This is a genomic window from Actinoplanes subtropicus, from assembly GCF_000721705.1.
GTDB lineage: Bacteria > Actinomycetota > Actinomycetes > Mycobacteriales > Micromonosporaceae > Actinoplanes > Actinoplanes subtropicus.
Genome location: NZ_JOJL01000004.1, coordinates 344,139 through 361,100, shown reverse-complemented (window position 1 = coordinate 361,100; position 16,962 = coordinate 344,139). Strand labels below are relative to the sequence as shown.

The window sequence follows — 16,962 nt, the reverse complement described above, 5'->3', positions numbered from 1 at the left end:
GACGGGTAATGCGGAGAAAACGTCTGGTGGTGGTCGCCGCGGCGACGTCGGCGCTGCTGCTCGCCGGGGGCATAGCGGCCACCACGGCCGGCGCCGAGGAGACGCCGGACGTGCCGGGCTTCCCCGACTTCGGCATGTCCGATCTGTTCGGCTGGGCCGACGACAACAACGACGACAATTCTTCCCGTACGGCCGATCAGCCGGACGCCGACGCCGGCCCGCTCGAACCGGCCGACCGCCCCCAGCGGGCCCCCGCCGACCGCCCCAAGCCCGCCGCCCCGGCGGCGGAGCGCCCCGCCCCCGTGCGACGCCCGCACCTGGCCGACCCGGGCTTCGCGGTCCACGCCCCCGCCGCCCAGGCTCCGGTCGCTCACCGCCCGGCGGCCGACCGGTCGACGATGAACCTGCTCACGGCCTCGCGCGAGGACGTCACCGCGGCGGACATTTCGGACAGCCCGAACGCCCCGGTGCAGCAGCAGGTCCTCGCCCTGATCAACCAGAACCGGCGGCGCTACGGCTGCGACGGCCTGTCGCTGGACCGCCGGTTGATCGAGGCGGCCAACGGGCACGCCGCCGACATGGCCCGCCGCGACTACTTCGCGCACGAGTCCCCGAACGGCGACGGCCCCGGCGACCGGGTCAGCGAGGCCGGCTACGACTGGCGGCGTTACGGCGAGAACATCGCCCGGGGCGTGGACAGCGCGTACGAGGTGGTCGACGGCTGGATGCACAGCCCCGAGCACCGGCACAACATCCTGGACTGCCGGCTCGACCAGATGGGCATCGGCCTGGCCATCGACCGTCACCACGACGTCTACTGGGTGCAGGACTTCGCCACGCCGATGAGCTGAGGGTTATTCACGACCTACCTTGAGTTGCAGGTAGCCGCAGCTCATGCAAGTGGTCTTGGCCGTCGTGAACAATCCTCACCGATTTTGCCCCGGTGACTCGACTCAACTCCCCCGGCAGCCGGCCGAATTCTCCTCGCGAATTCGCGCCACGGTCGTTCCCCGACCGCCACGGCGAGCCCGGTTGTGCTTCTATGTGCGCACACATGTCCTGGGGAGGACCAGTTGCGAGTGAGTCGGGTTACCGCCCGTCTCGCCGGGGCCGCTTTGGCGGTCCTGGTGGGCGGCGCGGGCATCCTGGCGCTGACGCCCTCGGGCGCCGGCGCCGCGGTGCGCACCGTCCCGGCGGCCAAGATCGTGACCACCACGGTGGTGACGAGGGCGGCAGCCTCGGCGTGCGCCACCGGTAAATATCAGAAGCAGGTCGAGGGTTACCTCAAGAAGCTCGGCGGCTACGGCACCGTCACCGTCGACGGCAAGCAGTCGGCCGCCGACTGTGCGGCGATCAAGAAGTTCCAGACCCGGTTCGGCATCAAGCCGGCCCAGGGGCTGGCCGGCGCGACGACGTACGACGTGGCCCAGCGGCTCGCGTCGACGAACACCGCGGCCTGCAACGCGAAGTCGTCCGGGATCACCTTCTGCGTCGACCTCACCCACCAGACCACGTGGGTGATGAGGAACGGCAAGGTGTACGTCAAGCCGACGGTCACCCGGACCGGCATGAAGGGCTACCGGACGCCGGCCGGCACCTTCAAGATCAATAAGCGGACCGTGAAGGAGTGGTCGGACCCGTACCACGTCTGGCTGCCGTACTGGCAGCGCTTCGTGGGCGGGCGCGGTTTCCACCAGACCACGACCTACATCCACGACAAGTGGCGCGGTTCGCACGGCTGCGTCAACCTGCTGCCGCAGGACGCGAAGACGTACTACGGCATCGGCAAGATCGGCTCGACGGTGAAGGTGTTCGGGCGCCGCCCGGGTACCTGATCCCGCTCCGCTGCCGACGGCGCCTGGGCCCACCGGCCCGGGCGCCGCCGTCTTTCTACGCGGCTCGGCGCCGCGCGTGCGTGGTCAGCACCTCGTGGCTGGGGAAATGGCGTTCCGCGCCGTCCCCGGTGATCAGCCGCAGGCCGTCCCGCCCGAGGGTGTACGTCACGTCGAGGAACCGGCTCACGGTGTCGTCGTGATGCACCACGGTCAGTTCGTCGGCTCGCTGCATTGCTCCTCACGTCCTTCAGGTCACGTTGCCGAGGGGATACGTGCCGGTACCGGGGGACGGTTCACCCAGAGTGAGGCGACCGGTCAAGGCGGAAATACGTCATCGACCGATTTGTCTCCCGCGATGTCGGACGTCCGACGGCTGCGAGCGGGGCCGCCGACCCGGGCGGCATAGAGTGGCGTCCGTGCTTCGTGAAGCCCCCTCGTCTTCTCGCGCTCGACGGCCCGCCCGGCTACGGCCGGGCGTTCTCGCGCTCGGCATCGTCACCGTGGTCTCGCTCTCGGCGGCCTCCTGCGACCACGACGACAAGGGCGTGACCGTCGGCTCGGCCACCACCGGCACGGTCGACGAGATCGTCGAGGCGCCCGGCTCGGTGACCGCCCGGGCCGCCGCCACGCTCAGCTCACCCGCCGCCGGCACCCTGACCGACCTGCGGGTCGAGGCCGGCGACCGGGTCCGCAAGGGCGACGTGGTGGCGATCATCGACTCGCCCGAGCTGGTGGCCCGGCGCGACGCCGCAGCCAAGGCTCTCGACCAGGCCTCCCGCGGCGGCGGCGCGCCGTCGGTGAGCCTGGCCGGCTACACCACCGTCCGCAAGCGCACCGACCGGCAGGCCGCCTCGTCGTTCGACGACGCCCGTGCCGCCGCCGGCCGGGTCGCCGACCCGCAGACCAAGGCCGTGCTGCTCCAGCAGGTCGACGCGGCCGAGAAGCAGTACCAGGCCGCCTCGGCGACCGCCGCCGCGGCCCTGCGCTCGGTGCAGCGCGGCGTGGCGTCGCTGGGCCAGGCGGTCGGCGCGCTCTCCGCGGCCCAGAAACTTCAAGCCCAGCAGGCGTACGACCTGGCCCAGGCCGCCGTCGAGGCGCTCACCCTGCGCGCCCCGGTCGCCGGCGTCGTCCAGCTGGGCGGCGCCGCGTCGGGCGGCGGTGCCTCGCTGAGCGACCTGCTCTCCTCGGCCTCGGCCGGGGGCGCCGCCCCCACCGCCGCTGCCGGGCCGACCACCGCCCTGCCCGGCGTCGACGAGGCGGTCCCGCAGGGCGCCTACGTCACGGCCGGCACCCCGATCGTCACCATCGTCGACGTGAGCCGGCTGGGCCTGGTCGCCGAGGTCGACGAGACCGACGTGCTGCTGGTCAAGCCGGGCGTCGCCGCGACCGTCGAGCTCGACGCGGCCTCCGGGGTGACCTACCACGCGGCCGTACGGGCGATCGACCTGCTGCCGACCACCTCCGCGCGCGGCGGCGTCTCCTACCGGGTGCGGCTCGACCTGACCGCCGGCTCCCCCACCCCGCGCCCCGGCATGAGCGCCGTGGTCCGCCTGCACGTGCGGCAGGCCACCGGCGCGGTGACCGTGCCGGCCTCGGCGATCGTCAACGCCGACGGCCAGGACACGGTCTGGGCCGTGCAGGACGGCCGCTATCGGCGGGTGCCGGTCGAGCTCGGCGTGCAGGGCGAGGACGTGGTGCAGGTGACCTCGGGCGTGACCGCCGGCCAGCGGATCGTGGTGGCCGGCGCCGACCAGGTGCACGCCGGCGACAAAGCGTCATGACCACCACCACTGCGGGGGCGATCGTCGCGGTGGACGTCGCTCGTACGTACGAAATGGATGGTGTTTCGGTCGAAGCGCTGCGGGGCGTCTCGCTGACCGTCGAGCCGGACGACTACGTGGCGATCGTGGGCACCTCCGGCTCCGGCAAGTCGACGCTGATGCACCTGCTCGGCGCCCTGGATCGGCCGACCAGCGGCCGGCTGCTGATCGGCGGCCGCGACGTCGCCACCCTGTCGCCGGCCGAGATGGCCCGGCTGCGCAACGAGACGATCGGCTTCGTCTTCCAGTCGTTCCATCTGCTGGCCCGCACCACGGCCCGGGACAACGTCGCGCTGCCGCTGGTCTACCGCGGTGTCGGCCGGCGCGAGCGCCGCGAGCGCGCCGCCGCGATGCTGGAGCGGGTCGGCCTGGCGCACCGCCTGACCCACCGGCCCAACCAGATGTCGGGCGGCGAGCAGCAGCGGGTGGCGATCGCCCGGGCCCTGGTCACCGGCCCCTCGGTGCTGCTGGCCGACGAGCCCACCGGCAACCTCGACTCGGCCACCGGCGAATCGGTCCTGCGACTGCTGGAGTCGCTCAACGCCGACGGGGTGGCGGTCGTCCTGGTCACCCACGACCGGGACGTGGCCGCCCGCGCCCGCCGCCAGATCGTGATGAAGGACGGGCTGATAGTCACGTGAGACTCGCGGAAGCGTGGCGGGTGGCCATCGACGCGCTGCGGGCCAACCGGCTCCGCAGCGTTCTGACCATGCTCGGCGTCATCATCGGCGTCGGCGCGGTGGTGGCCCTGGTCTCGATCGGCACCGGCACCAAGCACCTGATCGAGAGCCAGGTCGAGGGCCTCGGCTCCAACCTGCTGATCGTCGTCCCCGGCCGGCTGACCCCGGGCGCCGCCCCGACCTCGTCCCCGATGAGCCTCGACGACGTGGAAGCGGTGACCCGGGTGGTCGGCGACCGCTCCCGGGTGGCCGTCACGATCAGCTCCGGCGAGACGGTCCGGGCCGGCGACCGGTCGGCCTTCGCCAGCATGCAGGGCGTCCTCGAGACCACGCCCGGGGTCTTCGTCCGGCACCTCGACCGCGGCGCCTACCTGACCCGTACCGACGTCACCACCGGCCGCCGGGTGGCGGTGCTCGGCGCCGGCATCGCCAAGCAGCTGTTCGGCGACCGGGACCCGATCGGCCGGCAGATCACCATCGGCGGCGTCCGGTTCCGGGTGATCGGCACCTTCGAGCCGCTGGGCCAGAGCCTGGGCGTCGACCGGGACGGCGAGATCCACGTGCCGGTCACCGCCGCGCAACGGTTGCTGGGCACCGACCGGATCGACGGCATCGCGATCCGGGCCCCCGACCGGGACACCATCGACCAACTGGGCGCCTCGGTGGTGGCCACCCTGGTCAAGCGCCACCCCGACACCGACTTCAGCGCCGTGACCCAGGAGCAGATCCTCGGCGTGCTCGGCTCCATCCTCGGCGTGCTGACCGGGGTGCTGGCCGCGATCGCCGGGATCAGCCTGCTGGTCGGCGGCGTCGGGGTCTCCAACATCATGCTGGTCTCGGTCCGGGAGCGCACCAGGGAGATCGGCCTCCGCAAGGCGGTGGGTGCCCGGCCCCGGGACATCGGCGTGCAGTTCCTGCTGGAGGCGGTCCTGCTGACCACGATCGGCGGCGTCCTCGGCATGGCCCTGGGCATCACCGCCGCCGTCCTGGTGGACCGCCTCTCCCCGGTACCCGCGGCGATCACGTGGTGGTCCCTCGCGCTGGCGTTCGGCGTCTCGGCGGCGGTGGGCATCGTCTTCGGCGTGCTCCCCGCCCAGCGGGCCGGCCGCCTCGACCCGGTGGTGGCCCTGCGTACCGAATGACGCTCCTTCGGGACACCGGTGCTTCTTCTCAACCCGGGGCGGTCGCCGCCGATTCTCCGGTTGAGCGGGCATACCGTGTCAAGTCCGACAAAAGGGGCGTATGTTTTGGGAACCAGGAAGCGCTCGGCGTCCGCTGAGCTCGAGGCGGAGCTCGCCGAGGCGCGGGCGGACGTCGAGGCCGTCACCGCGATCATGAAGGCCATGGAGACCGCGCCGTCTCCGGAGAAGGCGATCGGCGCCGCGCTCACCCTGGTGCGCCAGCGGTTCGGCTGGGCGTACGGCTCGTACTGGCAGCTCGACACCGCGGCCAAGGTACTGCGGTTCGCCCAGGAGAGCGGCAGCGCCGGCGACGAGTTCCGCCGGGTCACCCTGGAGGCGGCCTTCGCCGAGGGGGTCGGGCTGTCCGGCCGGGCCTGGCGGGCCCGGGAGCTGGTCTTCGTCCGCAACCTCGCCGACGTGACCGACTGCGTGCGCGCCCCCGCGGCGACCCGGGCGGGTGTCCGCAGCGGCGTGTGCTTCCCGCTGTTCGAGGAGGGCCAGGTCGTCGGCACGATGGACTTCTTCGCCACCGAGGAGCTCGACCCGTCCGAGGGGCGCCTGGCCGTCCTGCGGGCCATCGGCATGCAGGTCTCCGGCGCGCTGGCCCGGCTGCACGAGCAGGTCCGGCAGGAAAAGGCCGCCCAGGACGTGGAGGCCGTCTCCACCGTGATCCGCAAGATGACCCAGGCGAAGACCCAGGACGAGGCCCTGCGCTCGGCGCTGGAGACCATCCGCAAGGATTTCGACTGGCAGTACGGCTCGTTCTGGCGGCTCGACGAACAGGAGCAGGTCCTCCGCTTCGCGATCGAGTCGGGCGACGCGGGCCCGGAGTTCCGCCGGGTGACGATGTCGGCCTCGTTCGCCAAGGGCGTCGGGCTGTCCGGGCGCGCCTGGGCGGCCGGTGACCTGGTCTTCGTCGAGGACCTCGGCGAGCTGACCGACTGCGTCCGGCGGCCCGCCGCGCAGGCCGCGGGCGTCAAGTCGGGGGTCTGCCTGCCGATCCAGATCGGCGGCCGGATCGTCGGCACGATGGACTTCTTCGCCACCCGGACCCTGATCATGTCGGCCAGCCGGGAGGCCGCCCTGCGCAACACGGCGTTCCTCGTCGGCCAGGCGATGGAGCGGTTCACCTCGAAGCAGGAGCTGCAGAACGCCGGCCGGGAGCTGCTCGCCTCGATCGCCGAGGTCGAGCGGAACGTCGGCTCGGCCTCGGCGGTGGCGGCGCAGAGCGAGCGGCTGACGGTCGAGGCGAACGAGCAGGTGGCGGCCCTCGGCCAGGCCAGCGCGGAGATCAACAAGGTGGTCGAGGCCATCCAGTCGATCGCGGCGCAGACCAAGCTGCTCGCCCTGAACGCGACGATCGAGGCGGCGCGCGCCGGCGAGTCGGGCAAGGGCTTCGCGGTCGTCGCCGGCGAGGTGAAGGAGCTGTCCACCGAGACCGAGCGGGCGACCACCGAGGTCAGCACGAGGGTCAACGCCATCCAGTCGCGGGTCGACGCCGTCACCGCCTCGCTGGCGGAGATCCACACGGCGGTGGAACAGATCAACGAGACGCAGGAGCTGATCAGCGGCGTGCTCAAGGAGCAGGTCGCCGTCACCGACGGCATCCTCAACTGACTTCCGTGCCTGAGCAGAAACCGGAGAGCAGCCAAGTGACCAGCAGACCGACTTCGAACCCCGTCGTGGCCGGCCTCGAGTGGGCACGGCTGCGGGAGGGCAACGCCCGCTTCGTCGAGGGACGCAGCACCGCCGAGGTCGCCCGGGGCGTGGCCCGCCGGGCCGAGCTCAGCACCTCGCAGAACCCGTTCGCGCTGATCCTGGGCTGCTCCGACTCCCGGGTACCGGCCGAGATCCTGTTCGACCAGGGACTCGGCGACCTGTTCGTGGTCCGGACGGCCGGGCACGTCGTCGACACGGGCGTGCTCGGCTCGGTGGAGTACGCCGTGGAGATCCTCGGCGTCTCCCTGATCGTGGTGCTCGGCCACGACGAGTGCGGCGCGGTCGCGGCGGCGACCCGCATCGTCGACCAGGCGATGGTCCCGCCCGGCTACATCCGCGACGTGGCCGAGCGGATCGCCCCGAACGTCCTGCGGGCCCGCGCCGACGGGGCGCGGACCGCCGACGAGGTCGCCGGCTGGCACTCGCTGCACACCATCGAGCTCCTCCGGCAGCGGTCGGTGCTCGTCGACGGCGCCCTCCGGCGCGGCTCGACGGCCGCCGTGGCCGCGCAGTACTGCCTCAGCGGCGGAACCGTCACGGAGATCGCGCCGCCGGGGACCGCGGCCCCGGCGGCCCTCGGGGCGGAACGGCGCAGCCGGCAGCTGCTGACCCTGGCGGCGCAGGCGGCGTGACAGCATGCGCCGGGCTGGCCCACGCCGACCCGGACGGGCCGGAAGCGCTGTGGTCGATCCGTACGGCAAGAAGGTTTGGAAAATGAGAGAACCTTGCCTTATACGGATAATCTGAGCTTGTGCCGCAATACGGACATGCGCCGGAGGTGGAGGCCGTCATGACGGCCCTCGTCTTCCGTGCCGGGCCGCTGCTGTGTGCGCTGCGGCTGGACGAGGTCCTGGAGACCATGCGGCCGATGCCGACCCTGCCGCTGGCCGGGACCCCGGCGTTCGTGCTGGGGATCAGCGTGCTGCGCGGCGTGCCGGCGCCGGTCCTCGACGTGTGCCGGCTGCTCGGCGGCGGGCCGGGCGAGTTACGGCGGTACATCACCGTGGGCACCGAGCGGGGTGCGGTCGCGATGGCCAGCGGCGAGGTGATCGGCATCCGGCCGGTGCATCCGGAGCCGGCCGGCGGCCATCCGGCGCTGCTCGGCGGCGCGTCGAGCCGGCTGGTCGCGGGCGTGGACACGGTCGGCGCCGAGCCGCTCCTGCTGCTGCAGAGCATGCGGGCGGTGCCGGACGAGGTATGGGAAGCGGCGGCGGCCGCGGGCGTGCCGTGAGCGGCGACGCCGAGATCACCCGGTTCCGCGAGCTGCTCGGCCGGCGGCTGGGCTGGGCCTACACCGACCGGGACGCGGGACAGCTGGCGCCGCTGCTCGACGAGCGGGCCCGGCACCGGCGGCTGAGCCGCGACGACTACCTGCACCGGCTGGCGGCCCGCCCGTGGGAGGAGGAGCTGACCGCGCTGATCGAGCGGCTGAGCATCACCGAGACCTACTTCTTCCGGCACGGCGAGCAGTTCCGGGCGCTGCGCGAGGAGGCGCTGCCCGAGCGGCTCGCGGCCCGGGCCGGGCAGCGCGTGCTGCGGATGCTGTCGGTGGCCTGCTCGTCCGGCGAGGAGGCGTACAGCCTGGCGATCGTCGCGCGGGAGGCGCTGCCGGGCGGCAATTGGCTGATCGACGTGCTCGGGGTCGACGCGAACCCGGCGGTGCTGCGGCAGGCCGAGGCGAATCACTACTCGCCGTGGTCGCTGCGCGAGACCCCCGATGACGTACGCGAGCGGTGGTTCCGCCCGGACGGGGCCGGCTACCGGGTCGCCGAGGACGCCGCCCGGATCACCCAGTTCCGCCGGCACAACGTCGCCGACCCGGACGACGAGGTGTGGCGCCCGGACCGGTACGACGTGATCTTCTGCCGGAACCTGCTGATGTACCTGACCCCGGCGGTGGCCGCCGCGCTGATCGCCCGGATGGCGGCGGCGCTCGCCCCGCGCGGCTACCTCTTCCTCGGGCACACCGACTCGCTCGGCTCCAGCCCGGCCGGGCTGGAGCTGCGGCACAACCACCACGCGTTCTACTACCAGCGTACGGTCGCGACCGTCGCTCCCCCGGCGCAGCGGCCCGCGGTCGCCCGGGCCGAGCCGGTCCACCCGGCCGACGAGGTGTACACCAAGGCGGTCGTGCTGCTCGGCGAGGAGCGGTTCGCCGACGCGCTGGCGCTCATCGACGAGCACTCGCCGGCCCCGCAGGGGCCCGGGTTCTCCGCGCCGTCCGAAGGACCAGGCGCCGGCAGCGGCAGAGCCGAGCAGGCGCGGCACCGGCTGCTGCGCGGGGTGCTGCTCGCGCAGTCGGGACGGATCGACGAGGCGATCGAGACGGCCCGCCGGATGATCGACGACGACGGGCTCGACCCGGACGCCCACCAGCTGTACGCGGTCTGCCTCGAGGGGGACGGCGCGACGGAGGCGGCGGTCGGGCAGTACCGGCTCGCGGCGTACCTGGACACGGATTTCGCCCTGCCCCGGCTGCGGCTCGGCCAGCTGGCCCGGCGGCACGGCGACGAGCGGGCCGCGGCCGGCGAGCTGGAACAGGCGCTGGCGCTGCTCGCGGCCGAGAACGACCGGCGGATCCTGCTGTTCGGCGGAGGATTCGGCCGGATCGCGCTGACCGTGCTGTGCCGGTCCGAGCTGGACGCGTGCGGGGTGCGGCGATGACCCCGGGCGTCGCCGGCCGGATCGACGAGCTCCGGCAGGAGTTCGACCGGTCGTTCGCCGAGCCGGTGCGCCGGCACGACGAGGAGCACGTCGAGCTGCTCGCGGTCCGGGCCGGCGGCCGCCCGTACGCGCTGCGCCTGGCCCAGACCGCCGGCCTGCACCCGGACCGCCCGGTGACCCCGCTGCCCGGCCCGCTGCCGGCCCTGCTCGGGCTGGCCGGCTTCGCCGGGACGGTGGTCCCGGTCTACGACCTGGCCGCGCTGCTCGGCCACCCGGCCGGCGGCCACCCCCGCTGGCTGGTGCTCGCCGCCGGGCAGCCGCCGCTCGGGCTCGCCTTCCACGAGCTGGACGGGCACGTCCGGGTCACGGCCGACGCGATCGTCCGCGAACAGACGCACGAGGGCCCGCGCGGCTGCCTGCGCGGCATCGCCGGGCTGGACGGCGCGGCCCGCCCGATCATCGACGTCCCGGCCACCCGGGCCCTGGTGCACGCCCTGGCCGGACATGTCCAAGTCACCGAGGAGGCCCAGCGATGATGGCGGGACGCACGTTCGGCGCCAAACTGGCCGCCGGTTTCGGCCTGACCCTGGCGCTGACCCTGTTGATGACGGCGACCTCGGCGCTGGCCCTGCACTACGTGTCGGCCACCAACGAAAAGGTGGTCAAGACCGCCTCGTCCAGCCTGGTCGAGGCACAGACGCTGAGCGGGCTGATGGACCGGCGGCTCGCGGACTTCCGCGCCTACCTGATCTCCGGCACGCCCGAGTGGCTGAACACGGTCAACCAGGACCGCGGCACGTTCCTGGCCCAGCTGGCCCGGGTGCGCGACACGCTCGACGACGCCGCCGCGGAGAAGCTGCTGAACACCGTGACCACCGCCGAGGGCCAGTTCAACACGCTGATCGGTCAGGTGCTCGCGCGGCGCCAGAAGATCAAGGCGCTGTCCGACGTGGCGCAGATAAGGGTCGATGGGATGAAGCCGGCCCGGGAGGCGTTGCAGGCCACGATCGACAGCCTGATCAAACGGATCCAGAAGGTCGTCGCGGACTCCCGCAAGGAGTCGGCCGACCGGGCCACCTGGGCGATCCTCTGTCTCCTCGGCATCGGCGCGGTGCTGATCGTCTCGTCCGCCGGGGTGGCCTGGCGGCTCAGCCGGGACCTCCGCCGCGAGGTGGGCGCCGCGGTGGGGCACATCCAGAGTTCGTCCTCGGAGCTGGAGGCGGCCGCCGCGCAGCAGGCCTCCGGCGGCCGCGACCAGGCCAGCGCGATGAGCGAGATCACCACCACGATCAGCGAGCTGCTGATCACCTCGCGGCAGATCGCGGACAGCGCCCAGCGGGTCTCGAAGATCGCCGAGGACACCGCCGACGCGGCCCGCACCGGGGACGCCACCATCGACCAGACCCGGGCCTCGATCAACGCGATCCGCGCCCAGGTCGACCAGATCGTGCAGCACATGCTGTCGCTGGGCGAGAAATCGCAGCAGATCGGGACCGTCGTCGACCTGGTGTCCGAGCTGGCCGAGCAGACCAACATCCTGGCCATCAACGCCACCATCGAGGCCAGCGGGGCCGGCGAGTGGGGCCGCCGGTTCGCGGTGGTGGCCGAGGAGATCCGCAAGCTGGCCGACCGGACCGCCGGGTCGGCCAAGGAGATCCGGGCGCTGATCGAGGACGTCCGCGGCGCGGTGAACACCACCGTGATGGCCACCGAGATCGGCGCGAAGGCGGTCGACGCCGGCTCCCGGCAGTTCGACGACGCGACCAACTCGTTCCGCCGCATCGTCCAGCTGGTGGCGACGACCAGCGACGCCACCCGGGAGATCGAGCTGTCCACCAAGCAGCAGACCACCGCCGTGGAGCAGGTCAACTCGGCCGCCTCGGACACCGCCCGGGCCAGCCGGGAGACCGAGGCCAGCGCGGTGCAGACCAAGCAGACCGCGGCCCACCTGAGCACGCTCTCCGGCGATCTGCTCGACCTGGTCGGAACCCGGGGACACTGACCATGGCCGAGGCCCGGGACCCGCTGCGCTACTTCCGGATCGAGGCGCGCGAACTGGTCGACCAGATCAGCGCGGCCGTGCTCGACCTGGACCAGCAGCCCGGCCCGGACCTGGTGGCACGGCTGCTGCGGTACGCGCACACGCTCAAGGGCGCGGCCCGGGTGGTGAAGCAGACCGAGATCGCCGACCGGGCGCACACGCTGGAGGAGGTACTGGTCCCGCACCGGGGCGAGGACGCCGCCCTGCCGGCCGGCGAGATGCGCGAGCTGCTGCGGTTGAACGATGAGATCGCCCGATTTGTCGGAGCGCTGGAAAAGCCGGCATCGATCGAGACGCCGGCCGTGGAGGAGCCGCCGCCGCGGGCGGTGACCGCCGATCTGGACGAGCTGCTGGACGCCATCGGCGAGGCCAACGCCCGGATCGCCCCGCTCCGCGACGGCAGCCGCGAGCTGGCCCGGATGCACCGGTCGGCGGAGGCGCTCGGCGACCGGCTGCGCACCGGACGCGACCCGGCCGGCAGCCGCGGCGCCGTGCAGCGGCTGGCCGGCGACCTGGCCGCGCTCGGCCGCCGCATCACCGACGCGGTCGACCAGGTGGAACACCAGCTCGACGAGGTACGCGGCCGGGCCGAGGGGCTGCGCCTGTCCGCCGCCGGCACCATCTTCACCGCCCTGCACCGGGCGGTGCACGACGCCGCCGAGGCCGAGGGCAAGCACGTCCGGTTCGTCGCGAGCGGCGCGCAGACCCGGATGGGGCCGCACCTGCTCAACCAGGTGAGCGGGGCGTTCCTGCACGTCGTCCGCAACGCGGTGGTGCACGGCATCGAGGCGGAGGCGCAGCGCCGGGCGGCCGGCAAGCCGGCCGAGGGAACCATCACGGTGGAGGTGGAGCGCCGCGGCCGGTGGGCGCATTTCCGGTGTACGGACGACGGCCGCGGCTTCGACCTGACCGCCCTGCGCCGGGTCGCCGAGGCGCGCGGCCTGCTCGCCCCCGGCCGGGAACCGGAGCCGCAGGAGCTGATCGACCTGGTGCTGCACGGCGGCGTCAGCACCTCGGGCTCGGTCACCGAGGTGGCCGGCCGCGGCATCGGCATGGACGTGGCCCGGGACGTGGCCGCCCAGCTGGGCGGCTCGGTCGCCATCCGGAACCGGCCCGGCCAGGGCGCCACCGTGGAGATCGTGGTGCCGCTGACCCTGCTGAGCATGAACGGCCTGGTCGTGGAGGCCGGCGGCACCGTGGCGACGATGCCGCTGGACGCCGTGCGCCGCTGCGTACGGCTGCCCGGCGAGGACGCGGCGACCGCCACCGCCGCCGGCCGGCTCGCGCACGACGGCCAGGTGGTCCCGTTCCTGCCGCTGTCCCGCACGATCGGCCCGGCCGGCGACAACCCGCCCGCGGGCCGGCCGGCCGGGGCGGTGGCCGTGGTGCTGACCGCCGACGAGCAGACCGTCGCGGTGGGCGTCGACCGGCTGGCCGGCACCACCACGCTGGTCGCCCGCCCGCTGCCCGACCTGGCCCCGGCCGCCCCGGTGATCGGCGGCGTCGCGATCGACCTGAACGGCAACCCGCGGCTGGTGCTCGACGCGCACGGGCTGGTCGCCGCCGTCCACGCCGACCCGGGCCGGATCGAGACCGCCCGCGAGCCGGAGAAGCCGCACCGGCCGATCCTGGTGGTCGACGACTCGCTCACCACCCGGATGCTCGAGCGCAGCATCCTCGAGTCGGCCGGCTACGAGGTCGACCTGGCCGCCTCGGCCGAGGAGGCGCTGGAGATGGCGCACGGCCGGGACTACGGGCTGTTCCTCACCGACATCGACATGCCCGGGATGGACGGCTTCACCTTCGTCGCCCGGGCCCGGGCCGACCCCGAGCTGGCCGCGGTCCCGGCGATCCTGGTCAGCTCCCGCGCCTCGGCCGAGGACCGCCGCCGCGGCGAGGAGGCGGGCGCCGCCGCGTACGTGGTCAAGGGCGAGTTCAACCAGGAGGAGCTGCTGGCGCACATCCGGCGGCTGATCCTCCGATGATCCGCGTCCTGCTCGTGGAGGACTCCGCGACCATGCGCTATCACCTGCGCGAGTCGCTCGCCGAGGACCCGGAGCTGCAGATCGTGGGCGAGGCGGCCGACGGGGACCAGGCCGTCGAGCTGGTCGGCCGGCTGCGGCCCGATGTGGTGACGATGGACATGATGCTGCCCACGATGAGCGGGCTGGTCGCCACCGAGCACATCATGGCCGAGCACCCCACCCCGATCCTGGTGGTCTCCTCGGCCGACCGGCAGGAGCTGTTCAGCACCTACAACGCGCTGGCCGCCGGCGCGGTCGACGTGCTGGAGAAGCCGCGCGGCGACGACACCGACGTGGACTGGGGACGGCGGCTGCGCTCGGCCGTCCGGCTGGTCTCCCGGATCCGGGTGATCACCCATCCGCGGGCCCGGCTGGACGGCCGCCTGGCCACCCCCGATCTCCCGCCGGTCCGGTCGAGCGGTGACATCCTGCGCCTGGTCGCGATCGGCGCCTCCACCGGGGGGCCGCGGGCGCTGACCGACCTGCTGCGCTCGCTGCCGCTCGGGTTCCGGCCGCCGGTGCTGTGCGTGCAGCACATCGCGGCCAGCGAGCCGTTCGCGGTGGCGTTCTCCGACTGGCTGGCCGGGCAGACCGGGCGGGACGTCAGCTACGCCCGGGACTGGACCCCGGTCGAGTCGATCGGCGGCCGGGTCGTGCTCGCGCCGCCCGACCGCCACCTGCAGGTCCGCGACGGCGTCCTGCGGCTCAGCGACGCGCCGCCCCGGCACTCCTGCCGCCCGTCGGTGGACGTGCTGTTCGAGTCGGTGGCCGCCGAGTTCGGCCCCGCCGCGGCCGGCTGCCTGCTCACCGGCATGGGCCGGGACGGCGCCGAGGGGCTGCTACGGATGCGCTCCGGCGGCGCGGTCACCTTCGCCCAGAACGAGGCGAGCTGCGTGGTGTACGGCATGCCGAAGGAGGCGGCGCTGCTCGGCGCGGCGGCACACGTGCTGCCCCCGGCCCTGATCGCCGCCCGGCTCGCCGAGCTCCAGCCGGCCGGGAGCCGCCCATGAGCCACCGGGTGCTGATCGTCGACGACAGCCTGACCGTACGGATGGACCTGCACGACGCGTTCACCGCGGCCGGCTTCGCGACGCTGCTGTGCGCCACCGGCGGCGAGGCGCGCGCCGCGTTCGCCGACGGCGGCTTCGACGCGGCCGTGCTGGACGTGCTGCTGCCCGACACCGACGGCCTGGAGCTGCTGACCGAGCTGCGCAAGCTGCCCGGCCGCACCGGCGTGGTGACCGTGCTGCTGTCCACCGAGGACGAGGTGGCCGACCGGCTGGCCGGGCTGCGCACCGGCGCCGACGAGTACGTGGGCAAGCCGTACGACGCCGGCTACGTGGTCGCCCGGGTACGGCAGCTGCTCACCGAGTCACCCACCCCCGCCGACGACCGGATCACCGTGTTGATCATCGACGACAGCATGACCTTCCGCGAGCAACTGCGCGACCTCCTCGAAACCGAGGGGTACGCGGTGCTGACCGCCCCCTCCGGCGAGGATGGCCTGCGGCTGGCCGCCGACCGCCGCCCCCAGGCGATCATCGTGGACGGCGTGATGCCCGGCATCGACGGCGCCACTGTGATCCGCCGGGTCCGGCTCGACCCGGCGCTGCGCGACACCCCGTGCATCCTGATGACCGCGGCCGACGACTACGCCACCGAGCTGCAGATGCTCGACGCGGGCGCCGACGCGTTCCTGCGCAAGCAGCAGAACCTGGCGATCGTCCCGGCCAAGCTCAACGCGGTGCTGCGGCAGAGCGCCGAGCAACTGCCGATCGAGGTGACCGGCAGCCTGCACGGGCCCAGCAAGGTCCTCGCACTCACCCCCGACCGGGACCGGCTGGCCGAGCTGGCCGAGTCGCTGCGCGCCGACGGGTACGACGTGGTGCCGGTCGCGAACACCGGGGAGGCGCTCGACCTGCTCGCCGAGCGGCCGGTCGACTGCATCGTGCTGGGCCTGGGCCTCGCCGGCGACCTTGGCCGGGACGCCTGCCGGCGGATCAAGGAAGTGCCGGTGATCGGCGAGACGCCGGTGGTGATGACCGGCGAGAACGACGACGACATGCTGGCCTGCCTGGAGGCGGGCGCGGACGACTACGTGCGCTCCGGCGCGGGTTCCGAGGCGCTGCGCGCCCATGTGCGTACGCAGATCCGCCGTAAGCAATCGCACGACGAGAGCCGCCGCATCCGCGAGGAGCTGATGCGCCGGGAGCTGGACGCGGCCGAGGAGCGCTCGGCCCGCCAGCTGGCCGAGACCCGGGCCGCCCTGGTCGAGGAGCTGGAGTGGCGCAACCGCGAGCTGGAGGCCTTCTCCGGCTCGGTGTCGCACGACCTGCGCGGGCCGCTGCAGGTGATCAGCAGCTTCGCCGAGCACATGCTGGACGACGACGCCGACCCGCTGAGCCCCGAATCCCGCCGCCGGCTGGGCCGGATCCAGGCCGCCGCGAACCGGATGGCCGATCTGGTCGAGTCGCTGCTGATCCTGGCCCGGGCCAGCCGCGGCCAGCTGCGCCGCAGCGAGTTCGACCTGAGCGCGATGGCCTGGCAGGTGGTCGGCGAGGTCCAGGCCCGCGACCCGCACCGCAAAACCACTTTCCACGTACGCGAGGGGATGTCCGCGGACGGCGACGAGGGCCTGGTCCGGGTCGTCCTGGAGAACCTGGTCAACAACGCGGTCAAGTTCAGCGGCAAGGTGGCGTCGCCGACGGTCGAGATCGGCTGCGACGGCGACAGCTTCTACGTCCGCGACAACGGCGCCGGCTTCCCGGCCGGGCAGGCGGGCGAGCTGTTCCGCCCGTTCGCGCGGCTGCACAGCGCCGACGAGTTCCCCGGCACGGGCATCGGGCTGACCACCGTGCACCGGGCGGTCGAGCGGCACGGCGGCGAGATCTGGGCGGAGGGCGAGAACGGCCAGGGCGCCACGTTCTGGTTCACCCTCCCGCCCGCTCAGCCCTCCCCCACCGCCGAACGGCGCGGTCAGGCCCGCCGTACGGGCTGA

General features: G+C 73.4%; 15 protein-coding genes and 1 pseudogene. 15 read left to right on the top strand and 1 reads right to left on the bottom strand.

What is annotated here, in order from left to right:
• Nucleotides 1-8: 8 nt before the first annotated feature.
• Together IH26_RS63830 and IH26_RS0107450 are read left to right on the top strand one after the other, a co-directional pair.
• Complete coding sequence (locus IH26_RS63830; RefSeq protein WP_157437095.1) at nt 9-851, top strand: CAP domain-containing protein; 843 nt, start codon at nt 9-11, stop codon at nt 849-851.
• Nucleotides 852-1,073: 222 nt separating this feature from the next.
• A complete protein-coding gene (locus IH26_RS0107450; RefSeq protein WP_030435372.1) occupies nt 1,074-1,835 on the top strand; it encodes a L,D-transpeptidase family protein in 762 nt (253 codons plus the stop codon).
• A 55-nt stretch (nt 1,836-1,890) separates the two neighbouring features.
• Here IH26_RS0107450 and IH26_RS61210 read toward each other — a convergent pair whose 3' ends face one another.
• On the bottom strand, nt 1,891-2,067 hold the full coding sequence (locus tag IH26_RS61210) for a hypothetical protein (RefSeq protein WP_169789731.1): 177 nt from the start codon (nt 2,065-2,067) through the stop codon (nt 1,891-1,893).
• A 175-nt stretch (nt 2,068-2,242) separates the two neighbouring features.
• Between IH26_RS61210 and IH26_RS0107440 the strand changes: the two genes are divergently transcribed.
• The 13 genes and pseudogenes from IH26_RS0107440 to IH26_RS0107385 all read left to right on the top strand — a co-directional run bounded on the left by IH26_RS0107440 (nt 2,243) and on the right by IH26_RS0107385 (nt 16,962).
• A complete protein-coding gene (locus IH26_RS0107440) occupies nt 2,243-3,616 on the top strand; it encodes an efflux RND transporter periplasmic adaptor subunit (protein ID WP_030435371.1) in 1,374 nt (457 codons plus the stop codon).
• On the top strand, nt 3,613-4,296 hold the full coding sequence (locus IH26_RS0107435; protein ID WP_030435370.1) for an ABC transporter ATP-binding protein: 684 nt from the start codon (nt 3,613-3,615) through the stop codon (nt 4,294-4,296). The genes IH26_RS0107440 and IH26_RS0107435 overlap by 4 nt, the downstream gene beginning before the upstream one ends.
• On the top strand, nt 4,293-5,477 hold the full coding sequence (locus IH26_RS0107430; RefSeq protein ID WP_030435369.1) for an ABC transporter permease: 1,185 nt from the start codon (nt 4,293-4,295) through the stop codon (nt 5,475-5,477). Before IH26_RS0107435 ends, IH26_RS0107430 begins: the two co-directional genes overlap by 4 nt.
• Nucleotides 5,478-5,669: 192 nt before the next feature.
• Nucleotides 5,670-6,626, top strand: a pseudogene (locus IH26_RS64460) (GAF domain-containing protein); the annotation flags it as partial.
• A 6-nt stretch (nt 6,627-6,632) separates the two neighbouring features.
• On the top strand, nt 6,633-7,133 hold the full coding sequence (locus tag IH26_RS64455) for a methyl-accepting chemotaxis protein (RefSeq protein ID WP_425394371.1): 501 nt from the start codon (nt 6,633-6,635) through the stop codon (nt 7,131-7,133).
• A 35-nt stretch (nt 7,134-7,168) separates the two neighbouring features.
• The gene (locus IH26_RS53255; protein ID WP_084598696.1) at nt 7,169-7,867 is read left to right on the top strand and encodes a carbonic anhydrase; all 699 of its coding nucleotides are present in this window, start codon (nt 7,169-7,171) and stop codon (nt 7,865-7,867) included.
• A gap of 158 nt (nt 7,868-8,025) precedes the next feature.
• Nucleotides 8,026-8,466: a chemotaxis protein CheW gene (locus tag IH26_RS0107415; protein ID WP_051807770.1), complete on the top strand. Its 441-nt coding sequence runs from the start codon at nt 8,026-8,028 to the stop codon at nt 8,464-8,466.
• Nucleotides 8,463-9,899, top strand: a complete 1,437-nt coding sequence (locus IH26_RS0107410; RefSeq protein WP_030435365.1) for a CheR family methyltransferase — start codon at nt 8,463-8,465, stop codon at nt 9,897-9,899. The genes IH26_RS0107415 and IH26_RS0107410 overlap by 4 nt, the downstream gene beginning before the upstream one ends.
• Entirely contained in the window at nt 9,896-10,435 is a 540-nt protein-coding gene (locus IH26_RS0107405; RefSeq protein WP_030435364.1) for a chemotaxis protein CheW, read from the top strand. The genes IH26_RS0107410 and IH26_RS0107405 overlap by 4 nt, the downstream gene beginning before the upstream one ends.
• A complete protein-coding gene (locus tag IH26_RS0107400) occupies nt 10,432-11,901 on the top strand; it encodes a methyl-accepting chemotaxis protein (RefSeq protein ID WP_030435363.1) in 1,470 nt (489 codons plus the stop codon). The genes IH26_RS0107405 and IH26_RS0107400 overlap by 4 nt, the downstream gene beginning before the upstream one ends.
• A 2-nt stretch (nt 11,902-11,903) precedes the next feature.
• The gene (locus IH26_RS0107395) at nt 11,904-13,925 is read left to right on the top strand and encodes a hybrid sensor histidine kinase/response regulator (RefSeq protein ID WP_030435362.1); all 2,022 of its coding nucleotides are present in this window, start codon (nt 11,904-11,906) and stop codon (nt 13,923-13,925) included.
• The gene (cheB, locus tag IH26_RS0107390) at nt 13,922-14,974 is read left to right on the top strand and encodes a chemotaxis-specific protein-glutamate methyltransferase CheB (RefSeq protein WP_030435361.1); all 1,053 of its coding nucleotides are present in this window, start codon (nt 13,922-13,924) and stop codon (nt 14,972-14,974) included. Before IH26_RS0107395 ends, cheB begins: the two co-directional genes overlap by 4 nt.
• Nucleotides 14,971-16,962, top strand: coding sequence for a response regulator (locus IH26_RS0107385; RefSeq protein ID WP_030435360.1), 1,992 nt, complete (start codon nt 14,971-14,973; stop codon nt 16,960-16,962). Before cheB ends, IH26_RS0107385 begins: the two co-directional genes overlap by 4 nt.

Excerpts from the sequence above, each read along its gene's own strand:
- IH26_RS63830 (WP_157437095.1), top strand. The coding sequence starts at position 9 with ATGCGGAGAAAACGTCTGGTGGTGGTCGCCGCGGCGACGTCGGCGCTG.
- IH26_RS61210 (WP_169789731.1), bottom strand. The coding sequence starts at position 2,067 with ATGCAGCGAGCCGACGAACTGACCGTGGTGCATCACGACGACACCGTG.
- IH26_RS0107435 (WP_030435370.1), top strand. The coding sequence starts at position 3,613 with ATGACCACCACCACTGCGGGGGCGATCGTCGCGGTGGACGTCGCTCGT.
- IH26_RS64455 (WP_425394371.1), top strand. The coding sequence starts at position 6,633 with ATGGAGCGGTTCACCTCGAAGCAGGAGCTGCAGAACGCCGGCCGGGAG.
- IH26_RS0107415 (WP_051807770.1), top strand. The coding sequence starts at position 8,026 with ATGACGGCCCTCGTCTTCCGTGCCGGGCCGCTGCTGTGTGCGCTGCGG.
- IH26_RS0107405 (WP_030435364.1), top strand. The coding sequence starts at position 9,896 with ATGACCCCGGGCGTCGCCGGCCGGATCGACGAGCTCCGGCAGGAGTTC.
- IH26_RS0107400 (WP_030435363.1), top strand. The coding sequence starts at position 10,432 with ATGATGGCGGGACGCACGTTCGGCGCCAAACTGGCCGCCGGTTTCGGC.
- IH26_RS0107395 (WP_030435362.1), top strand. The coding sequence starts at position 11,904 with ATGGCCGAGGCCCGGGACCCGCTGCGCTACTTCCGGATCGAGGCGCGC.
- cheB (WP_030435361.1), top strand. The coding sequence starts at position 13,922 with ATGATCCGCGTCCTGCTCGTGGAGGACTCCGCGACCATGCGCTATCAC.
- IH26_RS0107385 (WP_030435360.1), top strand. The coding sequence starts at position 14,971 with ATGAGCCACCGGGTGCTGATCGTCGACGACAGCCTGACCGTACGGATG.